General features: G+C 64.6%; 16 protein-coding genes. 12 read left to right on the top strand and 4 right to left on the bottom strand.

The window, feature by feature from the left end; genetic code table 11:
* Window positions 1-214 precede the first annotated feature (214 nt).
* The 7 genes from LB543_RS31050 (at window position 215) to LB543_RS31020 (ending at window position 6,972) form a co-directional block, all read left to right on the top strand.
* On the top strand, window positions 215-1,411 hold the full coding sequence (locus tag LB543_RS31050; RefSeq protein ID WP_224616966.1) for a DUF932 domain-containing protein: 1,197 nt from the start codon (window positions 215-217) through the stop codon (window positions 1,409-1,411).
* Window positions 1,412-1,828: 417 nt separating this feature from the next.
* Complete coding sequence (locus LB543_RS31045; RefSeq protein WP_224616953.1) at window positions 1,829-3,982, top strand: ParB/RepB/Spo0J family partition protein; 2,154 nt, start codon at window positions 1,829-1,831, stop codon at window positions 3,980-3,982.
* Window positions 3,983-4,056: 74 nt separating this feature from the next.
* Window positions 4,057-4,533 carry a hypothetical protein gene (locus tag LB543_RS31040; RefSeq protein ID WP_224616951.1) on the top strand — a complete coding sequence of 159 codons (477 nt, stop codon included), beginning with the start codon at window positions 4,057-4,059 and terminating at the stop codon, window positions 4,531-4,533.
* 83 nt (window positions 4,534-4,616) lie between these two features.
* Complete coding sequence (locus tag LB543_RS31035; RefSeq protein ID WP_224616950.1) at window positions 4,617-5,009, top strand: hypothetical protein; 393 nt, start codon at window positions 4,617-4,619, stop codon at window positions 5,007-5,009.
* 241 nt (window positions 5,010-5,250) lie between these two features.
* Entirely contained in the window at window positions 5,251-5,880 is a 630-nt protein-coding gene (locus LB543_RS31030; RefSeq protein WP_224616948.1) for a DUF1419 domain-containing protein, read from the top strand.
* Window positions 5,864-6,106, top strand: a complete 243-nt coding sequence (locus LB543_RS31025) for a hypothetical protein (protein ID WP_224616946.1) — start codon at window positions 5,864-5,866, stop codon at window positions 6,104-6,106. Before LB543_RS31030 ends, LB543_RS31025 begins: the two co-directional genes overlap by 17 nt.
* 176 nt (window positions 6,107-6,282) lie before the next feature.
* On the top strand, window positions 6,283-6,972 hold the full coding sequence (locus tag LB543_RS31020) for a transposase (RefSeq protein ID WP_224616944.1): 690 nt from the start codon (window positions 6,283-6,285) through the stop codon (window positions 6,970-6,972).
* 35 nt (window positions 6,973-7,007) lie between these two features.
* On the opposite strand, the gene LB543_RS31015 is transcribed toward LB543_RS31020, so the two are convergent.
* Complete coding sequence (locus tag LB543_RS31015) at window positions 7,008-8,201, bottom strand: DUF1173 domain-containing protein (RefSeq protein WP_224616942.1); 1,194 nt, start codon at window positions 8,199-8,201, stop codon at window positions 7,008-7,010.
* A 184-nt stretch (window positions 8,202-8,385) separates the two neighbouring features.
* On the opposite strand from LB543_RS31015, the gene LB543_RS31010 reads away from it, so the two are divergent.
* The 4 genes from LB543_RS31010 to LB543_RS30995 all read left to right on the top strand — a co-directional run bounded on the left by LB543_RS31010 (window position 8,386) and on the right by LB543_RS30995 (window position 15,830).
* On the top strand, window positions 8,386-12,924 hold the full coding sequence (locus tag LB543_RS31010; protein WP_224616940.1) for a strawberry notch family protein: 4,539 nt from the start codon (window positions 8,386-8,388) through the stop codon (window positions 12,922-12,924).
* 12 nt (window positions 12,925-12,936) lie between these two features.
* A complete protein-coding gene (locus tag LB543_RS31005) occupies window positions 12,937-13,980 on the top strand; it encodes a toprim domain-containing protein (protein ID WP_224616938.1) in 1,044 nt (347 codons plus the stop codon).
* 246 nt (window positions 13,981-14,226) lie between these two features.
* Complete coding sequence (locus tag LB543_RS31000; RefSeq protein ID WP_224616936.1) at window positions 14,227-15,171, top strand: DUF2493 domain-containing protein; 945 nt, start codon at window positions 14,227-14,229, stop codon at window positions 15,169-15,171.
* A 236-nt stretch (window positions 15,172-15,407) separates the two neighbouring features.
* Complete coding sequence (locus tag LB543_RS30995; RefSeq protein ID WP_224616934.1) at window positions 15,408-15,830, top strand: antirestriction protein; 423 nt, start codon at window positions 15,408-15,410, stop codon at window positions 15,828-15,830.
* Between the two features lie 75 nt (window positions 15,831-15,905).
* Here LB543_RS30995 and LB543_RS30990 read toward each other — a convergent pair whose 3' ends face one another.
* From LB543_RS30990 to LB543_RS30980, 3 genes are all read right to left on the bottom strand, one after another.
* Window positions 15,906-16,136 (bottom strand): hypothetical protein, encoded by a 231-nt coding sequence (locus LB543_RS30990; RefSeq protein ID WP_224616933.1) that lies wholly within the window; start codon window positions 16,134-16,136, stop codon window positions 15,906-15,908.
* An 84-nt stretch (window positions 16,137-16,220) separates the two neighbouring features.
* On the bottom strand, window positions 16,221-16,502 hold the full coding sequence (locus LB543_RS30985) for a helix-turn-helix domain-containing protein (protein WP_140812471.1): 282 nt from the start codon (window positions 16,500-16,502) through the stop codon (window positions 16,221-16,223).
* On the bottom strand, window positions 16,499-16,831 hold the full coding sequence (locus LB543_RS30980; RefSeq protein ID WP_224616931.1) for a type II toxin-antitoxin system RelE/ParE family toxin: 333 nt from the start codon (window positions 16,829-16,831) through the stop codon (window positions 16,499-16,501). The genes LB543_RS30985 and LB543_RS30980 overlap by 4 nt, the downstream gene beginning before the upstream one ends.
* A gap of 395 nt (window positions 16,832-17,226) precedes the next feature.
* Here LB543_RS30980 and LB543_RS30975 point away from each other — a divergent pair, with 395 nt between their 5' ends.
* Window positions 17,227-17,760 (top strand): hypothetical protein, encoded by a 534-nt coding sequence (locus LB543_RS30975; RefSeq protein WP_224616929.1) that lies wholly within the window; start codon window positions 17,227-17,229, stop codon window positions 17,758-17,760.
* Window positions 17,761-18,280: the final 520 nt, after the last annotated feature.

Here is an 18,280-nt window from a genome sequence, read left to right as displayed (position 1 = left end):
GTGGCCGCTCCGAGCCGGGCCGAATTCCTTGACCTCGCCGACGAGGATCATCAGCTTTCGGGGACCGCTCTTCGGGGGCAGCGCGGAAGCAAGCGCGTAGGCGGCGCTTCGATAGGCGACGGTGCGGCCAGCAGAGGAAGAGGGCAGGCGGGGTTGCGGTTGGCGGATGAAGGTCCGGGAGAGAGGCTCCCGGCGTCCGCCGCGGAGCAAACCCATGACACACATGGAAATTCAGGTACCGACGCGGAACGCGCGTGCAGGCTACAAGGTGGATGTGAGCCGCGGCCAGTGCGTCGGCCGCGTGTCGTCGGAGTGGTTCAACCGACCGGCCGACGAGCGCTACCTGTCCCTCACCGACCTCCGGAACTCGGTAAGGGCGCGATCGCAGCGCAGCCGCACGCGCATTGTCGAAAGCGAACGGATCCGCGTCGAAGCCAGCCGCGACGACGCGGAACGCCTCCTACTCATGCTGCCCGATGCCGAGGCACCCGTTGCCCCCACGCATTGGAGTTTTGGTCAGCTTGCCAGCCTGGTCGGCGCACCGGCTGCATATCTGCGCCAGCTCCCGGCCCCGCTCGCCGCCATCAATCTCCAGTACGGGCTGAATTCGCAGCGGGCAGAGCAGGTAAAGACACTCGAAATCCAAAACGGTCGCCTCGAGTTGCGAGCAGTGACCGGTCCCGACTACGGGAGGATTTTCGACCATGAGCTGGTCGAGGCCGTGCAGAAGATTGCCGGCAATGGCACCGGGGATACGCGCTGGAAGGTGCCGGGCGTACTCGACTGGTCGACGGGAATCTACAACCCAAATGTCGACATCTCCAAGGACACCACGACGCTCTATGCCTCCGACCGCGACGTTTTCCTGTTCCTGGTTGACGACCTCAACCCGATCGAGGCCGGAAAGCTGTCGAACGGCGATTCAGATATTTTCTTCCGTGGCTTCTATTGCTGGAACTCGGAAGTCGGTGCAAGGACGCTTGGAATCGCGAGCTTCTATCTCCGCGCAGTCTGCCAAAATCGCAACCTTTGGGGCGTAGAAAATTTCGAAGAAATCACCATTCGCCATTCAAAGTACGCCGCCTCGCGTTTCGCCCTGGAAGCCGAGCCGGCGCTGATCCAGTTCGCCGATTCCTCGCCCATGCCGTTCGTCAACGGCATCAAGGCGGCGCGGCAACGGATCGTCGCTCGGGATGACGAAGATCGCCAGAGCTTCCTGCGCAAGCGCGGCTTCTCAAAGGCCGAGACCACGAAGATCATCGATACTGTGCTGCTGGAGGAAGGCAGGCCGCCAGAATCGATTTTTGATTTCGTCCAGGGCATCACGCGGGTCGCGCGCGACAAGTCGCATCAGGATGTTCGTCTGGACATGGAGGGCAAGGCCAAGAAGCTTCTCGACTTCGCCGCCTGATCCTTCCGATGGCGGCGTGGAGGACCTCCGGTCGCCGGCCTCATGTCGGTGATCTCCGCCAAGCCAGCGCCGTCCTCAAAAGCACGAAGACGGCGCTTTTTCTTTTTCAGTAACAGGTCATACGGACCAATGGCTTTCGGCCGGCCTGTCGTGACAAACTGGAGCATCACCGTCGACCGGCAAGCACTGATCCATATGCCGATGGACCACGCCAACGTCCTGGAGGCCCTCGGCCTCGGTCGCCTTGAAATCCGCGAACCGAACTAGAGCAGCGCTCCTTATCCCGCCCCATCAATCGTTGCCGCAGGCGGATGGCGCTGGCGTGAGGCCTGGAGGCAGAGGGGGGAGGGGAGGGTTCCTGACGGGCTTGGAGGTTCGGGGAGAGGCCCCGGGCCGCCCGTCATGGAGAACCTGACCATGGCTAAGAACGCCATTCAGAAGATCGCGATGAACGCCGCGGAGAACATCCCCTATGACAAGCTGGTGCTGTCACAAAAGAATGTCCGGCGTATCAAGGACGGCATGTCGATTGAGCAGCTCGCAGAAGACATCGGACGGCGAAAGCTGATCCAGAGCCTGAACGTGCGCCCCGTGCTCGACGGCGAGGGCGAGGAGACCGGCACGTTCGAGGTGCCCGCCGGCGGCCGGCGTTATCTCGCACTAGGCATCCTCATCAAGCAGAAGCGGCTGGCGAAGAATGAGCCGATCCCCTGTGTCGTCAACCGCAGGCAGGAGACCTCGGCCGAAGAAGACTCGCTTGCCGAAAACCTCCGCCGCGCCGACCTGCACCCGCTCGACCAGTTCCGGGCCTTCAAGACGCTCAGCGATCAGGGCCTCGATCCAGACGAGATCGGCGCCCGCTTCTTCGTGTCGCCGGCAACGGTGAAGCAGCGCCTGCGGCTGGCATCGGTGTCGCCAAAACTGCTCGAGCTCTACGAGAAGGACGAAATCCGGCTCGAACAGATCATGGCGTTATCGATCTCGGACGACCACGCGCGCCAGGAGCAGGTCTGGGAACGGATCTCCGGCTCGCACACGCAGGAACCCTACTACATCAGGCGCCTGCTGACGGAGACCACGGTCGGGGCCGATGATCGGCGCGCGGTCTATATTGGTGCCGAGGCCTATGAGGCGGCTGGCGGCGTCATCCTTCGCGACCTGTTCGAGCAGGATTCCGGCGGCTGGTTCCAGGATGCAGCACTTCTCGAGCAGCTGGTCTTCGACAGGATGAAGGTTGATGCCGAAGCCATCCGCGCCGAAGGCTGGAAATGGGTCGAGGCGGCGATCAGTTTCCCCTATGGCCACACCTCCGGCATGCGGCGCATCTATGCCGAGGCCCAGGAGCTCAGCGCCGAGGAGATCGAACGCTACGACGCGCTGAAGGCCGAGTACGACAAGCTCGATGCGGACTATGCCGCGGCTGAGGATGCCGACGAAGCAATCGAGGCGAAGCTCGATCAGCTGGGCGCCGAACTCGATGCAATCGACGATCGTCCTCAAAGCTACGACCCAGCCCAGAAGGCCATTGCCGGTGTCTTCGTGACGCTCGCTGCCAACGGCAGGCTCCAGGTCGAGGCCGGTTTCGTGCGGTCCGAGGACGAGCCTCGCTCCGAGACGGACGACGTCGGTGAGCGCGAGGAAGGCGACGCCGAGGGCGAAACCCAATCCAATGGTGACGACGATGGCGATGGTGTTGTCGTCAATGGCAAGCCGGTGGGTGAGAGCTCTGGCGACGACGGCGAGGACGAGGGTATCAAGCCACTGCCCGATCGCCTCGTCTTCGACCTGACCGCGCAGAGGACGCTGGCAATGCGCAACGCGCTCGCCGGTGACGTCGACATCGCCTTTGTCGCGGCACTCCACGCCTTTGTTCTGCAGGTGTTCTATCGCTTCGCGCCGGACACCTGCCTTGAAATCAGCCTGAAGAGCGGCAGCTTCTCCCAGGTTGACGGTCTTGCCGAGACGTCCTGGGCCAAGGAGATCGCCGAGCGGCACGAAGCCTGGGACCGCGAGCTTCCCGATGAGGCGGAAGGCCTGTGGGATTTCCTTCTCGGCCTCGACGAGGCAAGCCGCAAGGCGCTGTTCGCGCACTGCGTCTCGTTGACCCTCAACGCGGTGGTCGAACCATGGAACAGGCGGCCGCGGGCGCTCGAGCATGCAGACGTGCTGGCCAACTCACTCAAGTTCGACATGGTCGACGCCGGCTGGACGCCTACGGTCGAGTTCCTCGGTCGCCTCACCAAGGCGCGGATTCTGCAGGCTGTCCGTGAAGCCCGTGGCGCAGACTCCGCGCAGCTGATCGACCACATGAAGAAGGACATCATGGCGCGTGAAGCCGCCCGTCTTCTCGAAGGATCGAACTGGCTGCCGGAGCCGCTGCGCCTCGACGTCGACGAAGTGGCTAACGATGCTGGCGACGCCGTCGCCGTCGCCGGCGAGACGCCGGACGAGGCGGCGCACGATAGCGATGCCGCCGAACTGCCGGCCTTTCTCGCCGAGGATGCAGATCTGTCCTCCGATGAGCCGGTGACCGACGGCGACGAGACGGACCACCTCCAGGCCGCCGAATAATCGGCCCTCCCGTTCCGCACCGGGCCCGGCACATCAGCCGGGCCCATTCTGTTTTCCAAGATGGAGAAATTCGCATGCCCGCACATATCATCTACGAATCCGCCCCTTTGGGGAGCGTCATCCGCTACTCGGACGGCGCGGCGAAACCGCCGTCGCGCTTCACAAAAAAGCTCGCGACCTGGGAAAGCCGCAACGGCGTCGGTCGACTGGTCAAGAAGGAACCGCCACGCGAGCGAACTACCTATAGTTCGCACGCTCACTTCATTCTGCATGAGGGCGATTTCGGCAAGGGCGGCGTCATCGTCGTCTCGGTCAGACGCACCTGGTCCGTCGAGAGCGACCTGCGTTTCGAGATCGTCGAGCGTCCCGCGATCGGCATGGTCCGGGTCTTGCAGGAACTTGGCGACAGCCCGGAACTCCTGCATCTCGCCGAAAACCGCGATGCCGCCAAACGCTGGCTCGCCAGCAATGCGTATAGCCGGGCCTATCTCGAGGAGGTCTCCGCCGACGAGGTTGGCGCCGATGTCATCGAGGGCCGTACCGCCGCCTGACCGTTTCACCGCATAAAACCAACTGATGACGGGCCCGCGGTCGCAAGCGATCGCCGGGCCTGTTTCGTTTCATGGAGGTCGACATGTTCGACTGGAACAGAAGTTGCTCCTATGACGAGCAGCATAAGAGACGTTTTCACACGACGGCCCGTTCGCGGCTGAAGAAACTTGCGGCCCAGCTTGCCCTGCCGTCGCACAGCTATGACCTGCGCTCGAACAAGGCAGGCATCGCCGTTTCCGGTGAAATCACCCTGCACCATGACCGAACCTACATCCAGGTCGGCCAGTTCGGTATGTCCTCTGGACACGGCATTCTTATCCGCACCTGCAAGGGCCGCAAGGACTATACCGGCGGAGCCAACCACTTCGTCGCGCTCGGCATGCTCGACGACATCCCGGCGCTGGCCGCCGCGGTCCGGGCAATCACCGGCGTCGGTCGGGATGCAGCACATTCCTCCGATCGGCACGCCGCCTGAAACCGCCCCCCGGCATCGGAAGCCTGCGACGTCGCCGGTGCAAACCCGCGCGGCGCCGCAGAACTGTCCAAGGCAAGTATGTCCGACGACGATCCCGGCAAGCGCGGCCACGCGCGTCGGTCCGCTACGGAACCCACATCGAAGATCACCATTCCGACCCACTCGAGCCCGGCCATTGCGCCGGGCTCTTTCGTCTTCAGGTCACACCACACGGTGTCGATCTGCTTCAGGAGCAACCGCCATGACCTCCAATCCACCTTTCAGAAAGGTGCTCGCCGGCGTCGCCACGCGCGAGCAGATGTTCCAGCTGTTCAACCATCACAAGGACACCCCCGATCTCGATCCGCTTTCCGGCACGCCCTACTCCGGCGAGTGGTTCGAGATCGAGGCCTCCTCGTACCATTTCATCCTCGGACTGCTGCCGCCGCTCTTCCAGAGGCTCGGCCTGTTCGGCATGTCGGAATTCAAGGCCGGCAACGTGACCAGCGTCTTCTTCGCGATCAGGATCCGCGGCCGCGAACGCTGGTTTCATGGCTTTTGCGACCTCTCGGATCGGCAATCTCCAGACAAGATGCGTGCCGCCATCATCGCCCACGAGACGGGCGCGACCGACAGCATGACCCGAGAGGAAAAGCTCGAGGCCATTTGGAACGCCACGCATCCGGACTTCAAGGGAATTGCCGGCGAAATCAATCCCGATGCTTGGCCCGTCGAGCACCACGGCAAACGCACGATGCTGGTCGATGGCGGTCGCGAAGGCACGATCCTGAAGCTGCTCGAGGACCTGTCGGACGATGAGATCGACAGCCATATGTCGGCGATACGCGCACATGCCAAGAGGAGAGGAAGCAACGATGCGAACCCCTCGTAGAGAGTCGCCACTGGCGGCCGCGCGCACCTATGAAGCGCATTCGACCTATACCGCCGGCTTGGGTGTCCCGGATCGTCGCCGATACCGGCGCACGCCACCCGGGGCGCCAACCGTCGCAGCTCTCGTACGTCCCGGAGATACGGTTGCCACCTCCTACAGCATCGGCGATGTCGTCATTGAGGTGAAGGAATATTTCTACGCGGCGCCGACGGGCGAGACGCTTTAGCACTTCACGATCGTCCACGCCGACCCGAATAAGCTGCGCGCACGTATCGGGCCGGTCGTCAGAAGACGGATTGGTCGAAACATCGCTTGCCCGTCGGCGGCCTCTTTCGATAAAGCTCGGACCGATAGAGAAAAAGCGACCCGTTATGCAAGTCGCTTCTCCCAAGGGAAGGCACTATGAGGCAGCAGACTCGACCATTCATCGTGGAGGTCAAACAGAAGCGCGGCATCCAAAAAAGAAGGAACTCTATTTGGGGCGACGTTGACCTGTCAGCAGCTATGGCAGAGACGGCCAAGGCTTCTGAAACAATCGACCTGCCAAATGGTCACGTTGTTGACTCTAGTTTAAGACCTGTTGATGCTGAAGGTGGGAGTAACCCGCAAGCGGAGCATTATATGGCCGACCCCCAGGAAGCTGAATCGCCCCAAATCACTGCTGAAGTGCCGGCCAAGCCGAAGGCGCCTGAGCCGAAGAAGAAAGCTCCGCGAACGCGAAACGCAAAGGCCGAGCCCAAGCAGCCTGCTCGCAGGAACGGCGCCAAAGCGGCGCCCGCAGCCGCTGAAGCTCCCGCAGCAGCCGTCCGCACCGGACGAAAGATCTACTCCTCAAAAGAACGCGCCCAGAAGCTTGGCCAAATCGAGAAATCGATCGGCAGCGGCGAGACCCTCAAAAGCGCCGCAAGGCAGGCCGGCATATCCGAGCAGACCTATTATCAGTGGAAGAAGGCGGCAACGCCGGCCTCGGATGGTGGCGATCTCAAGGATTTGCTCGCGCTCGAGGAAGAAAACAAGCGCTTGAAGGGCCTGCTTGCGGAACGTCTGCGCAAGGAGAACGCCGAGCTCAAGAAAAAGCTTGGCCTCGCGTAGGGCAGTCTGAATCCTGCTGACACGCGCTGCGCCGCTCAAAACGGCACAGGCGGCATATCGCCTTCACTGATGCGCCAAACCCACGAGCCGATCTCCGCTCGCGCAGCGATCATTTCCTGGAGCGACGCTTCGAACGTGTCGTCTGCTCCGGACGGCACGATATAGAGCGCGACTGGCTGCGTCCGGCTCTGGAACATGGCATTCGCAATCGGTTGATCGGCACGCAGATTGTAGCGCAGTCCCTTCACGCTCTTCTCGCGCATCGTTGCGAGCGCCTCGATCAGCTTCTTTTCGTGGATAGACTCGTAGGGAATCCAGTTCTCGGTCACGACCATGACGGCAATCTCCTCGATCACCGCAAGTCCAGCCGGGTTGAGCCCGAAGGTTGCAATCGCCATCAAGTGGGACTGGGGATCAGCCTCCCAGAGCGAAAACTCCCTCTCGAAACGTGTAAGCAAGCGACGATGAAGATCATCGTCGACCATGAATGGAAAGCCGGGCATGTGCCGCACGACCAGCTTGCGGCCGACCCGCGCCGGCTCGAACTCCTTCACCTCACCGACCAAGACCATAAGCCTGCGCGACCCCGACGCCGGCGCGGCCGCCGGCGCCAAAGCCTCCGCCCGACGCTGTTCGATCTCCCCCTTCTTCTCCAGCCGGAATGCCTCCGGCACGAAGAGGGTCTCGGCGAGCGGCCGGCCCTTGACGATCATCTGCTTGGCGGCCTCTGCGATGTGCCATCGCACGTTCCACCAATGCCGCTTGCCGGTCCATAGCGACGTCCAGATCGTCAGCTCGGCCTCGTGCCACAGATAGTGCAGCAGGCCACGCAGCGACAGTTTCCTGGTCTCGCCGGATACGCTGTCGGGACCATTCCCGATCTGTTGTGGGGCCGCCCGGCTCCCCGTCTTCGACAGGCTGAAGTCCAGCTTGAGTGCCGCCATGCCGCTGTCTGAATCGACCTGGATCGCCCCTCCCATCAGGGGCCCGAGCCCCGATAGCTCGTACGGGGATTCATAGGAATCGCAGCATGGATCGTGGCCGCCGCCAGTGAGCGGCATGCGCTTGATCAGATGAAGGTCGCCAATGCGGGCGATGTACATCGGGCAGCCCGGCTCGCGGCACAGGCATAGGGGACGCTCCCTGCGGGCATAGGCGCTCGCCAGTGTCGCCTGCAGGTCAAGCGCCCCTTCCTCGAAGACCTCACTGCCAATTCTAAACCGTCGCATCACCTCCACAGCTCCAGGTTGCCGCCGCATCCCTGTCCGCGCATTGAGTCATGGCTTTGCGCAGAGCGCAACCCGTTTGGTGGATCGGTGCCAGAGGCAGAGCGGGGCCGAGAGGAGTGCGGCCCGGCTGGGACGCAGAGAGTGCCGGCGCGCGGGCCATTCCCCTCTCGCAAAGGACATCTCCATGAACATCGTCACGACCACATCGCCTGTCGCCCGGACGGCCGCTCACCTTGCCGCGCCGGCGTCCACCGCCATCGACAACGCCCGGGCGATCTACCAGGCGGCAATGCCGCTTCTGCCTTTTCTCGAACAGGGCAGGCCTGTCACTACCGCCGTCCTGCGCACCGCCATGGCGACAAGTTTTGGCGGCAGTGATGCGCAGGGATTCTGGGTCTGGAAGGATGCCTACGAGGCGCTCGAAGCCGCCCAGGTGCTGTTCCTGCGGCGGTTCGGACCGGTGATCCTGTCCCGGTCGACCACGCCGCAGGCGACGCTGGCGATGATGAAACGGATCGCCGGGCTCGTTCCCACCCATACGAGACGATCAGACGAGAGCCAGGCCATGCAGCAATTATCGACGCCGCTGCCGCTCGCCTTCGTCACCGCTCACGCCGCAGCGATCTCTTCGTCCGATCTCGTTCTCGAACCGTCGGCCGGCACCGGCCTTCTCGCCGTCCATGCCGAGATCGCGCGGGCCTCGCTCTTCCTCAACGAGTTTGCCGCGATGCGCGTCGATCTCCTCGGTCTCCTGTTCCGGCGTGTACCGGTCTCGCGGCACGACGCTGCCCATATCGATGATCACCTCGATGCCGGCATCCAGCCCTCTGTGGTGCTGATGAATCCACCTTTCACGGTCGGCGCCTATGTCGACGGCCATGTCGCCGATGCTGCATGGCGACACCTCTCCTCCGCATTGGCACGCCTGCGTTCGGGCGGCCGTCTTGTTGCCATCACCGGCACCGGCCTTTCACCCGAAAACCCCAAATGGCGGGCTGCCTTCGAGTGGCTGCAGCAGCAGGGCACCGTCATCTTCACCGCGGCGATCGACGGCCGCGTCTATGCACGCCATGGCACCACCGCCGAAACCCGCCTGACGATCATCGACAAGGTGCCATGCGCGGACCCGTCCGGCTTCGTTTCCTCGCCGGGCAAGGCTTTGGACGTGGAGACGTTGCTTGCCTGGATCGCCGACCTGCCGCCCCGCACCCCGGGCGGCTTCCCAGACTCGATCGGCGCCCGGTCGAACGAGATCCTGCGCAATGCCGCCATACACATAGCGGGCCGATCCGCGGCGAAAGCTGCACCTGTGGTCGCCCCACCGGCTGCCCCGAACGCCATCCGGCCGGTCCGCTCAATCCCGCGGGCGAAGTCCACCCGCTCGGTGACGACAAGCATCACGCCGGCCATCCCCCTCGCCTACGAACTGCGCGACTGGATGCCGGAGGAGGGCGGCCGGCTCACCGACACGATCTACGAGCCCTATGTACTTCAGTCGATCCACATTCCGCGGGCCAAGCCGCATCCGACGCCGCTCGTGCAGTCGGCCGCCATGGCCGCCGTCGCACCCCCGAAGCCATCCTACCGGCCGCTCCTGCCTGACACGATCGTTGATGAGGGCCTGCTGTCTGACGCCCAGCTCGAGAGCGTGATCTATGCCGGCGAAGCGCATTCCGGCCATCTCGCCGGCGCCTGGACCGTCGACGAGACCTGCGATGTCGTCTCGGCCGCAGCTGACGGCGCCGACAATGCGGTTCGCTTCCGCCGTGGGTGGTTTTTGGGGGACGGCACTGGCTGCGGCAAGGGCCGCCAGGTCGCCGGCATCATTCTCGACAACTGGCTGCAGGGCCGCCGGCGCGCGATCTGGATCTCCAAGTCCGACAAGCTGCTGGAAGATGCCCAGCGCGATTGGGCCGCACTCGGCCAGGAGAAACTCCTGGTCCAACCCTTGTCCCGTTATCGGCAGGGCATGCCGATCCGCCTTGCCGAAGGCATCCTGTTCACCACCTACGCGACGCTGCGCTCCCAGGAACGCGAGGGCAAGAAGTCGCGGATCGCCCAGATCCTCGACTGGGTCGGACAAGAGGCGGGGAGCGGCGAAGCCGCGACTGGGACAAAAGGAAACCAGGCGAGGAGGGCCGACGGCCCGACAGGGATCAAAAAGTCTTTCGACGGGGTAATCGTCTTCGACGAGGCGCATGCCATGGCCAATGCCGCCGGCGGAAAAAGCGAACGCGGCGACGTCGCGCCTTCGCAGCAAGGCAAGGCAGGACTGCGGCTCCAGCACGCGCTTCCCGACGCCCGTGTCGTCTATGTCTCGGCCACGGGCGCGACCGCCGTCGAAAACCTTGCCTATGCGCAGCGCCTCGGCATCTGGGGCAGCGAGGATTTTCCGTTCGCCAACCGTGCCGAGTTTGTGGCCGCGATCGAGGACGGCGGTGTCGCGGCCATGGAAGTGCTTGCCCGCGATCTCAAGTCGCTCGGCCTCTATACCTCACGTTCGCTTTCCTATGACGGTGTCGAATATGACCTGCTCGAGCACGAACTGACCCCGGAGCAGATCCGTATCTACAACGCCTATGCGGACGCCTTCCAGGTCATTCACAACAATCTCACTGCCGCGCTCGAGGCGGCCAACATCACCAGCGGGACCGCCACGCTGAACCGCAACGCAAAAGCGGCGGCGCGCTCAGCCTTCGAGAGCACCAAGCAGCGCTTCTTCAGCCATCTCATCACCTCGATGATGACGCCGACGCTGATCGACGCGATCGAGCAAGACCGTACCGATGGTCATTCGGCGGTCGTGCAGATCGTCTCGACCGGAGAGGCGCTGATGGAGCGCCGGCTTGCCGAAATCCCAACCGAGGAATGGTCGGATCTCCATGTCGACGTGACGCCGCGCGAGTATGTCGGCGGATATTTGATGCATTCCTTCCCGACGCAGCTGTTCGAGGAATATTCGGACGCCGACGGGAACGTTTATTCGCGACCCGCGCATGATGAGGATGGCAACCCTGTTCAATGCCGGGAAGCCGTACGCCGGCGTGACGAGATGATCGAGAAGCTTGCATCGCTGCCGCCGGTCGGCAGCGCCCTCGACCAGATCATCCACCACTTCGGCTGTGACAGCGTTGCCGAGGTGACGGGCCGCTCGCGCCGCATCGTCAGGAAGACCGGCCGCGACGGTGTCGACCGGCTCGCCGTCGAAAACCGTCCGGGCTCGGCCAACCTCTCCGAAACCCAGAGTTTCATGGATGACGACAAAAGCGTGCTGATCTTTTCCGACGCCGGCGGCACGGGCCGCTCCTATCACGCCGATCTCGGCGCGAAGAACCAGAAACTGCGTAAGCACTATCTGCTCGAAGCCGGCTGGCGCGCCGACAACGCCATCCAGGGTCTGGGCCGGACGCACCGCACAAATCAGGTGCAGCCGCCGCTCTTCCGGCCCATGGCCGCCAATGTGAAGGCGGGCAAGCGGTTTTTATCGACTATCGCGCGGCGGCTCGACACGTTGGGTGCGATCACACGCGGCCAGCGTCAGACCGGCGGGGCAGGGCTGTTCCGGCCCGAGGACAATCTGGAAAGCCCCTACGCTCGCGCGGCGCTACGCCAGTTCTACATGCTGCTCCACCAGGGCAAGATCGAAAGCTGCTCGCTTACGACCTTCGAGGCCGTGACCGGCCTGTCGCTGACCACCGACGAGGGCGGCCTGCGCGACGAGTTGCCGCCGATCACGACCTGGCTCAATCGGCTGCTCGCACTGCGCATCGAGACCCAGAACCTCTTGTTCGAGGTCTTCGAGCAGTTGATGACGGGAAGAATAGAAGGCGCCATCGCCGCCGGCACCTACGACAAGGGGCTGGAGACGATCACGGCGGAGAGCATCGTCATCACCGATCGCCGCACCGTCTACACGCATCCGGTTTCGGGCGCGCAATCGCATGTGCTGACTGTCGCGCGCAAGGATCGCATCCGCCCGCTCGGCCTGACCGACGTGCTGGCAACCGCCCGCGCGGAGCCGCAATCGGTTCTGCTGGTCAACACGCGGTCGAGCCGCGCGGCCGTGCAACTGCCGACGGCGAGCCTCATGCTCGACGACGGAGCCGTCGAGCACCGCGTACGTCTGCTGCGGCCGACGGACGAACTGCGCTTCGGCCGTGATGCGCTCGCCGAGACGCATTGGCAGGCTGCGGAGCGGAAGGTGTTTTGCGAACTCTGGGAGGCGGAAGCCGCCGCGGTGCCGGAGTTCACCACCAGCACCTTCAACATCGTCACAGGGCTCCTCCTGCCGATCTGGCGGCGGTTGCCTGACGACGATTGCCGGGTTTACCGCATCCAGACGGACGCCGGCGAGCGCATCATCGGCCGTCATATCGCGCCGACGCTGGTCGCGACCATGTACCGCAATCTCGGTCTCGATGATGTGCCAACGCTCGCGCCGGAGGAAGCGTGGACCGGCCTGGTCGAGGGCCGGATCGGGCTGCAGCTTGCCGATGGCCTGATCCTGCGCCGCAGCCGGGTTATGAGCGACTACCGCGTCGAACTCATCGGCTTCACCGACGCCATGGTCCCCAGGCTGAAGGCGCTGGGGCTGATTTCCGAGATCATTTCCTGGAAGCTCCGGCTGTTCATCCCGACGGCTGCGCAAGGCCCGGCCCTCCTCGCCGCGTTGCTGGATCGCCATACGCTGGTCGGAGTCACCGACCGTGCCGCAGCGGCTTGAGGGGAGGCGATCATGACCGGCTCGGCTTCCGAGCTAGCGCGCCGCCTCGGCGACCATGCCGAGGCGGTGTGCCGTGAATATCTCTCCAACGGTCATCGCTCCGGCAATCACTGGATCGTCGGCGACGTCCGCAACACCCGCGGCCGCTCCATGCATGTCCGCCTGACGGCCAACGCGAAAGGACCAGCAGGAAAGTGGGCGGACGAAGCCTCGGCAGAATTTGGCGATCTGCTCGATGTCATCCGCGAAAGCTGCGGCCTCGTCGACTTCCGTGACGTCGCCGATGAAGCACGTCGCTTCCTCGCCATGCCGCGGCCGCAGCCCCGGACCTCAGGCGCGCAACGCCAGCCCGCCGCGGCACGCGGCTCTCCCGACGCCGCGCGTCGCCTGTTCGGCATGTCACAGCCGATCGCCGGCACGCTTGCCGAACGCTATCTCGCCGGTCGCGGCATCCTGCTTTCCGCGCACGAGCGCGCCCTGCGCTTCCATCCCCGCTGCTACTACCGGGATCTCTTAACGGGCGAGACGCAGACCCTGCCAGCGCTGATCGCCGCTGTCACCGACCCCGACGGTCGTATCACCGGCCTCCAGCGCACCTGGCTCGCTCCGGACGGCAACGGCAAGGCGACACTCATCGATCCCCGCCGGTCGCTCGGCCACTTGCTCGGTAACGCTATTTGGCTCGGCCTCGATCCCGGGGCCGAGGTGCCGGTCATGGCCGCCGGCGAGGGATTCGAGACGATGGCTTCGCTCAGGACGGTGATGCCGGCGCTGCCGGTGGCCGCCGCCACCTCCGCCAATCACCTCGCCGGCCTGATCTTTCCGCTTGGCTGCCGTCGCCTCTACATCGCAGCCGATGCGGACGCCGCCGGCCGGCATGGCATCGAGCGTCTCAGCCGGCGAGCAGGCAAGGCCGGGATTCTCGCCCTGGCGCTGCGGCCGCAGCTTGGCGACTTCAACGACGATCTGCGCAATCTCGGCCCTGCCCATCTCGCGGCATGGCTCGGCGATCAGCTCGCCCCGGAGGATGCCCGTCGCTTTCTGCCGTCCGGATGAAGGGCTCGGGCCGGCAGGCGGGCAGGGGCGGCGTCATTGAAAGCCTCGCAGGCATGGCGGCGGTCCGCCGGAGAGGCCGCGCCCGCGGCCTGCCTGAGAGGCGATCCCTGCCACCCCCAGTTCACGGCCGCAACGGCTGCGCCGTCCTCCGCTTCGCTCCGGCCTTCGGTGCGGCCGCGCCCGGGGCGCGGCCGGGTTTCGCTGTCAGGCCGCTATTGCGCCCGGCCACAACCGACGGAGCACACCATGACCTACGATCTTCCTTTCGACGACGGCTACGAGCCCTACCACGCCTCCTCGCCGACCGACCGCGTCATCCTCGAACTGCAGATGTACGGCCACCGCCCGCATCAGGACGAACCCGATCCCCGCCCGCTTCCCGACGACACCGTGATCCGTGCCGGCCTCGCCGGGATCGTCGAGACCTTTGCCGGCATGCTCGGCGACACCAGGCTCGAACCCGACCTCGACGACCTGCTCTGGTCCTTCGCAAACGTCTTCCACCGCGCCGCCGAGCGCGTCGCCCGCAGTCTCGACCGCAACGAGGAGGCGCAGCGTTCGAGCCAGGGCGAACAGGACGGCTCCGAAGTGAAGTCGGTCGAGCTGGAACGGCTCACAGCCGAAGGCATAACCTATATCGAGCGCCGCAACGTGCTCGAAATCATGCGCGACGAGGCCGCCGACCTCTACGAGGCGCAGACCGGATCGGCATGGCGGCCGCGCACCGGCTCCAAGGTCTCCCACCAGTCGATGACCGCCGCAGTGATCGACTCCCGCGACTTCCTCGCCGCACGCCGCCGTGCTGACACCGAGGTGCTGGTTCCGGCCGGCACCAAGATCGCTTTCGCGGGAGGCCTCGACTGCAACGAGCATGACCGGATCTGGGACGCGCTCGACAAGGCCCGCGAGAAGCATCCCGACATGGTCTTGCTCCACGGCGGCAGCCCGCGCGGGGCCGAGCGCATCGCCGCCTGCTGGGCCGAGAACCGCAAGGTCACGCAGATCGCCTTCAAGCCGGATTGGAACCGGCACGCCAAGGCGGCTCCGTTCCGCCGCAACGACCAGCTTCTGTCGGTCGTGCCCTACGGGCTGATCGTCTTCCCCGGTTCCGGCATCACCGAGAACCTGGCCGACAAGGCACGCCGCCTCGGCATACCGGTTTGGCGGTTCACCGAGGAGGGCGGCGCGTGATGAGCGCCACCCCACCATCCCTGATTCCGACCTTCCCGGCCCCCGCGCAGCGGGCCGCCGGTTTCGGTGTGCCAGTCCGGACGGTCACGGCGGTCCAGCGGCCTCTCCGATACAAACGCGTCTCGCGATGGCGGCCTATGAGAGAGCCAGAGGTGGCCGAGACCGGAGGGCCGTGCGGGGAGGTGAGAGAGAGCCCCTGTGCCGCTTCCATCCCGCTCTCTCTGGAGGTTCACATCATGACCACTCATGACACTACCACCCGCGTCGCCACCCTTGTGAGCGAGGACCGTCGGGTGAACTTTTTCCCCGGCCTGTTCGGGCTCCAGCATCTGATCGTCGCCGAGAACACCCTCTACGGCCTCATGGAATGGCTGAGCCCGCTCGATTATGGCGGGGGCTTTTGGAGGTTCTACGAATACGAGGGCAAGCCGCTCTATCTCGTGCCGACCTCGAAGGACCGCTACCGGATCACCTGCGAGACGAATGGCTACGAGGGCGAGGTATCAGCCGACGCGGCAGGCATCATCGCCACGCTGTTCGCCCTTTCGCATCTTTCGTTTCGATATGAGTCCGACCTGCTGGCCGAGGGGTACGCTCGCCTCTACGCATTTGCGGCCGAACATCCGGAAGCCTCCGAAATATTCCAGGCGATTGACTGACCGCCATCGGCGCCCGACAGGCGCCAGGGGGCCGCGTTTGCGGCTCCCTTGCAGATCTGCCCGCGTGGCGATCGTCTAGTCCGGATCGGTCTCGGTGAAGGGCGAGGGCAAGGTGGCTTCCTCGGGAAGCTGGGCGACAGCCTCGATCGCTCGTTTAAGCCTGTGGCCGCGAAAGGCGCTGTCGGCGAACCACAGCTCGATCTCGGCCGGATCCAGCGTGTCGGAAAGCGCCGGGGTCGGCACGGCGCAGCCCGAGTCCCGGATAACGCGGATGTTGTGCTGATAGCGCCGGATGCGTTCCGCCATCGGCATCTCCGGGCCATGCTTGAGCAACTTGTCTTTCGGCCATTCCGGCATCGCATATCTCCCGCGCCGGCCTTCGCCTCGTGGTCACGCCGCTTTGGCGATGTTCATTTCCACGTGCATGCCGGCTGTCGCCACCATGTTGACCAGCGTGTCGAGGCCGAACAGGTCGATCTTGCCGCGCATAAGATCGGAGATGCGCGGCTGGGTGACGCCGAACAACCTGGCGGCCTGGGACTGGCTCAGCCCTTCCGTGGCAATGTGCTGCTTGAGCGCCATCATCAACGCCGACCGCAACTTCATGTTCTCGGCCTCGGCGGGCGTATCCGCGATGGCGTCCCACACACTCTCGAAGCGCTCGTTGCTCATCGGTTCAGCTCCTGCACCAGGTCCTTGTAACGTCCCGCGGCGAGCGTGAGGTCCGTCCGCGCCGTCTTCTGCGTCTTCTTCTGGAAACAATGCAGCACATAAACAGCGTCGGCAAACCGGGCCACGTAGATAATCCTGAATGCGCCGGCCGCATCCCGGATCCTGATTTCCCGCACACCCTGCCCGACCGTGTTCATCGGCTTCCAGTCGTCCGGCTCGCGGCCGCTCTGAACCTGGTCGAGCTGATGACCAGCCTCGCGCCGCGCCGCCGCGGGAAAGGCGCGCAGATCGTCAAGGGCGCTCCCACGGAACTCGACAGACTTGGTCATCAAACCTACCAATACAAAATTTTATATGGGCTGGCAACTGCGACCGTCTCCGAGTGCTGGGATGGGTGATCCGCGTGATGAATTCTCATCGATCGCGCTGTGAGGACTGTCGGGCGCATCCGGCTGCGCCGGACCCGGGGCTCTATTCCGTCGCCAGAGGCGGCTCCACGAAGCCTGCTGACGCACTCTTCGCCCTTTGCGGGGTCACGATCCCTTGCGCGACCCCCACGAGCAATTTCAGGACACACTCCACAAGGCTCATGAGAAGCAGCCGGGCGGTGGGGGCCACCGCGGCGCGTCGAACAATGGCGGAGCATTGCCGTCCACGCGATCGGCTCGCGCGGGCGAGGGTGGCTGGCGCTGGGCGGGGGCTTTGGAGAGAAAGGAGAGACACGATGGCGATGATATTCATTGGAGGCTCACGGGACATTGACGTCCTGCCCGACCCGGTCATCGAGCGGATCAGCGCGATTGTCGCACACGAGCACGGCGTTCTCATCGGCGACGCGCCTGGGGCGGATGCAGAGGTGCAGGGCCTGCTGGCGGGCTATGGCTACGAGCATGTCGGTGTGTTCCATGCCGGCAAAGAACCGCGCCACAACCTCGGCGACTGGGCGGCCTACCGCATCCCGCCACCTGATGGCGCACAAGGTTTCGCCGTCCATGCCGGGAAGGACCGGGAAATGGCGCGCCGGGCCGACTGTGGCCTGATGATCTGGGATGGCGCATCACCCGGCACCTTCCTGAATGTCCTGCGCCTGGCAATGATTGCCTCACCCTGCGTTGTCTACGACACGAGGCGGAGCAGGGTGACGACCACCCGCAGCGTGGCTGAATGGCGAGCCATGTTCGAACACGCCGGCGCCGACGTCGCGCGCGAGGTCATCGCCCGGATGACGGCAGAGGAGCGGAAAGCGGTAGCGGCGTAAGCGCAGACGGACACCACCTTCCGTCACATACGGCGATCGACCACGGTGTCGGCCAGCCTCCTGTTGGCAGCGAGAACCCGGCCCTTGCGAAGCCGGCATGCCGCGCTCAGGGCGCCCCCCAGCATCCGATGACCTTCTTGCTCTCATCGCCGCCGGGGGCCAGGACGACAACCCTGAAGCACGATTGCACGCCGCCCTCGCGCGGCGGTGCAGTGCCTCTCTCGCCGAACCGCTGGTGACAGCTTCGTCGGCAGCGGCGATCATGACAGCCGTCGTCGGCTTGCCGAGGCTGCGGAGAGACCAGGGTGCTTCCTCACCGGAGTTGCCGGTGCCGAACAATGGTGAGGATCGATGACGGGAGCGGCCAGGGATCCTCCCAGCGGCCGCCGGCCAAAGGTCACGCCTTGCGACCGAGGCAGCCACAGAAGATCGTCCCGGCTTCGGTTGCAACGCGAGCCATTCCCTTTTCATGTCGCCTTTGTAGAGGACCGCCTGCTTTGTGCGGTCAACCCCCGTTGGG

This window comes from Mesorhizobium sp. ESP7-2, from assembly GCF_020164715.1.
In the GTDB taxonomy this organism is placed as follows: Bacteria; Pseudomonadota; Alphaproteobacteria; order Rhizobiales; family Rhizobiaceae; genus Mesorhizobium.
Note: the sequence above shows the minus strand (reverse complement) of the source record. Positions and strands in the feature narration are given on the sequence as shown.

Excerpts from the sequence above, each read along its gene's own strand:
- LB543_RS31030 (WP_224616948.1), top strand. The coding sequence starts at position 5,251 with ATGACCTCCAATCCACCTTTCAGAAAGGTGCTCGCCGGCGTCGCCACG.
- LB543_RS31025 (WP_224616946.1), top strand. The coding sequence starts at position 5,864 with ATGCGAACCCCTCGTAGAGAGTCGCCACTGGCGGCCGCGCGCACCTAT.
- LB543_RS31035 (WP_224616950.1), top strand. The coding sequence starts at position 4,617 with ATGTTCGACTGGAACAGAAGTTGCTCCTATGACGAGCAGCATAAGAGA.
- LB543_RS30980 (WP_224616931.1), bottom strand. The coding sequence starts at position 16,831 with ATGACCAAGTCTGTCGAGTTCCGTGGGAGCGCCCTTGACGATCTGCGC.
- LB543_RS30995 (WP_224616934.1), top strand. The coding sequence starts at position 15,408 with ATGACCACTCATGACACTACCACCCGCGTCGCCACCCTTGTGAGCGAG.
- LB543_RS31040 (WP_224616951.1), top strand. The coding sequence starts at position 4,057 with ATGCCCGCACATATCATCTACGAATCCGCCCCTTTGGGGAGCGTCATC.
- LB543_RS31050 (WP_224616966.1), top strand. The coding sequence starts at position 215 with ATGACACACATGGAAATTCAGGTACCGACGCGGAACGCGCGTGCAGGC.
- LB543_RS30975 (WP_224616929.1), top strand. The coding sequence starts at position 17,227 with ATGGCGATGATATTCATTGGAGGCTCACGGGACATTGACGTCCTGCCC.
- LB543_RS31010 (WP_224616940.1), top strand. The coding sequence starts at position 8,386 with ATGAACATCGTCACGACCACATCGCCTGTCGCCCGGACGGCCGCTCAC.
- LB543_RS31015 (WP_224616942.1), bottom strand. The coding sequence starts at position 8,201 with ATGCGACGGTTTAGAATTGGCAGTGAGGTCTTCGAGGAAGGGGCGCTT.
- LB543_RS30990 (WP_224616933.1), bottom strand. The coding sequence starts at position 16,136 with ATGGCGGAACGCATCCGGCGCTATCAGCACAACATCCGCGTTATCCGG.
- LB543_RS31000 (WP_224616936.1), top strand. The coding sequence starts at position 14,227 with ATGACCTACGATCTTCCTTTCGACGACGGCTACGAGCCCTACCACGCC.
- LB543_RS31045 (WP_224616953.1), top strand. The coding sequence starts at position 1,829 with ATGGCTAAGAACGCCATTCAGAAGATCGCGATGAACGCCGCGGAGAAC.
- LB543_RS30985 (WP_140812471.1), bottom strand. The coding sequence starts at position 16,502 with ATGAGCAACGAGCGCTTCGAGAGTGTGTGGGACGCCATCGCGGATACG.
- LB543_RS31020 (WP_224616944.1), top strand. The coding sequence starts at position 6,283 with ATGAGGCAGCAGACTCGACCATTCATCGTGGAGGTCAAACAGAAGCGC.
- LB543_RS31005 (WP_224616938.1), top strand. The coding sequence starts at position 12,937 with ATGACCGGCTCGGCTTCCGAGCTAGCGCGCCGCCTCGGCGACCATGCC.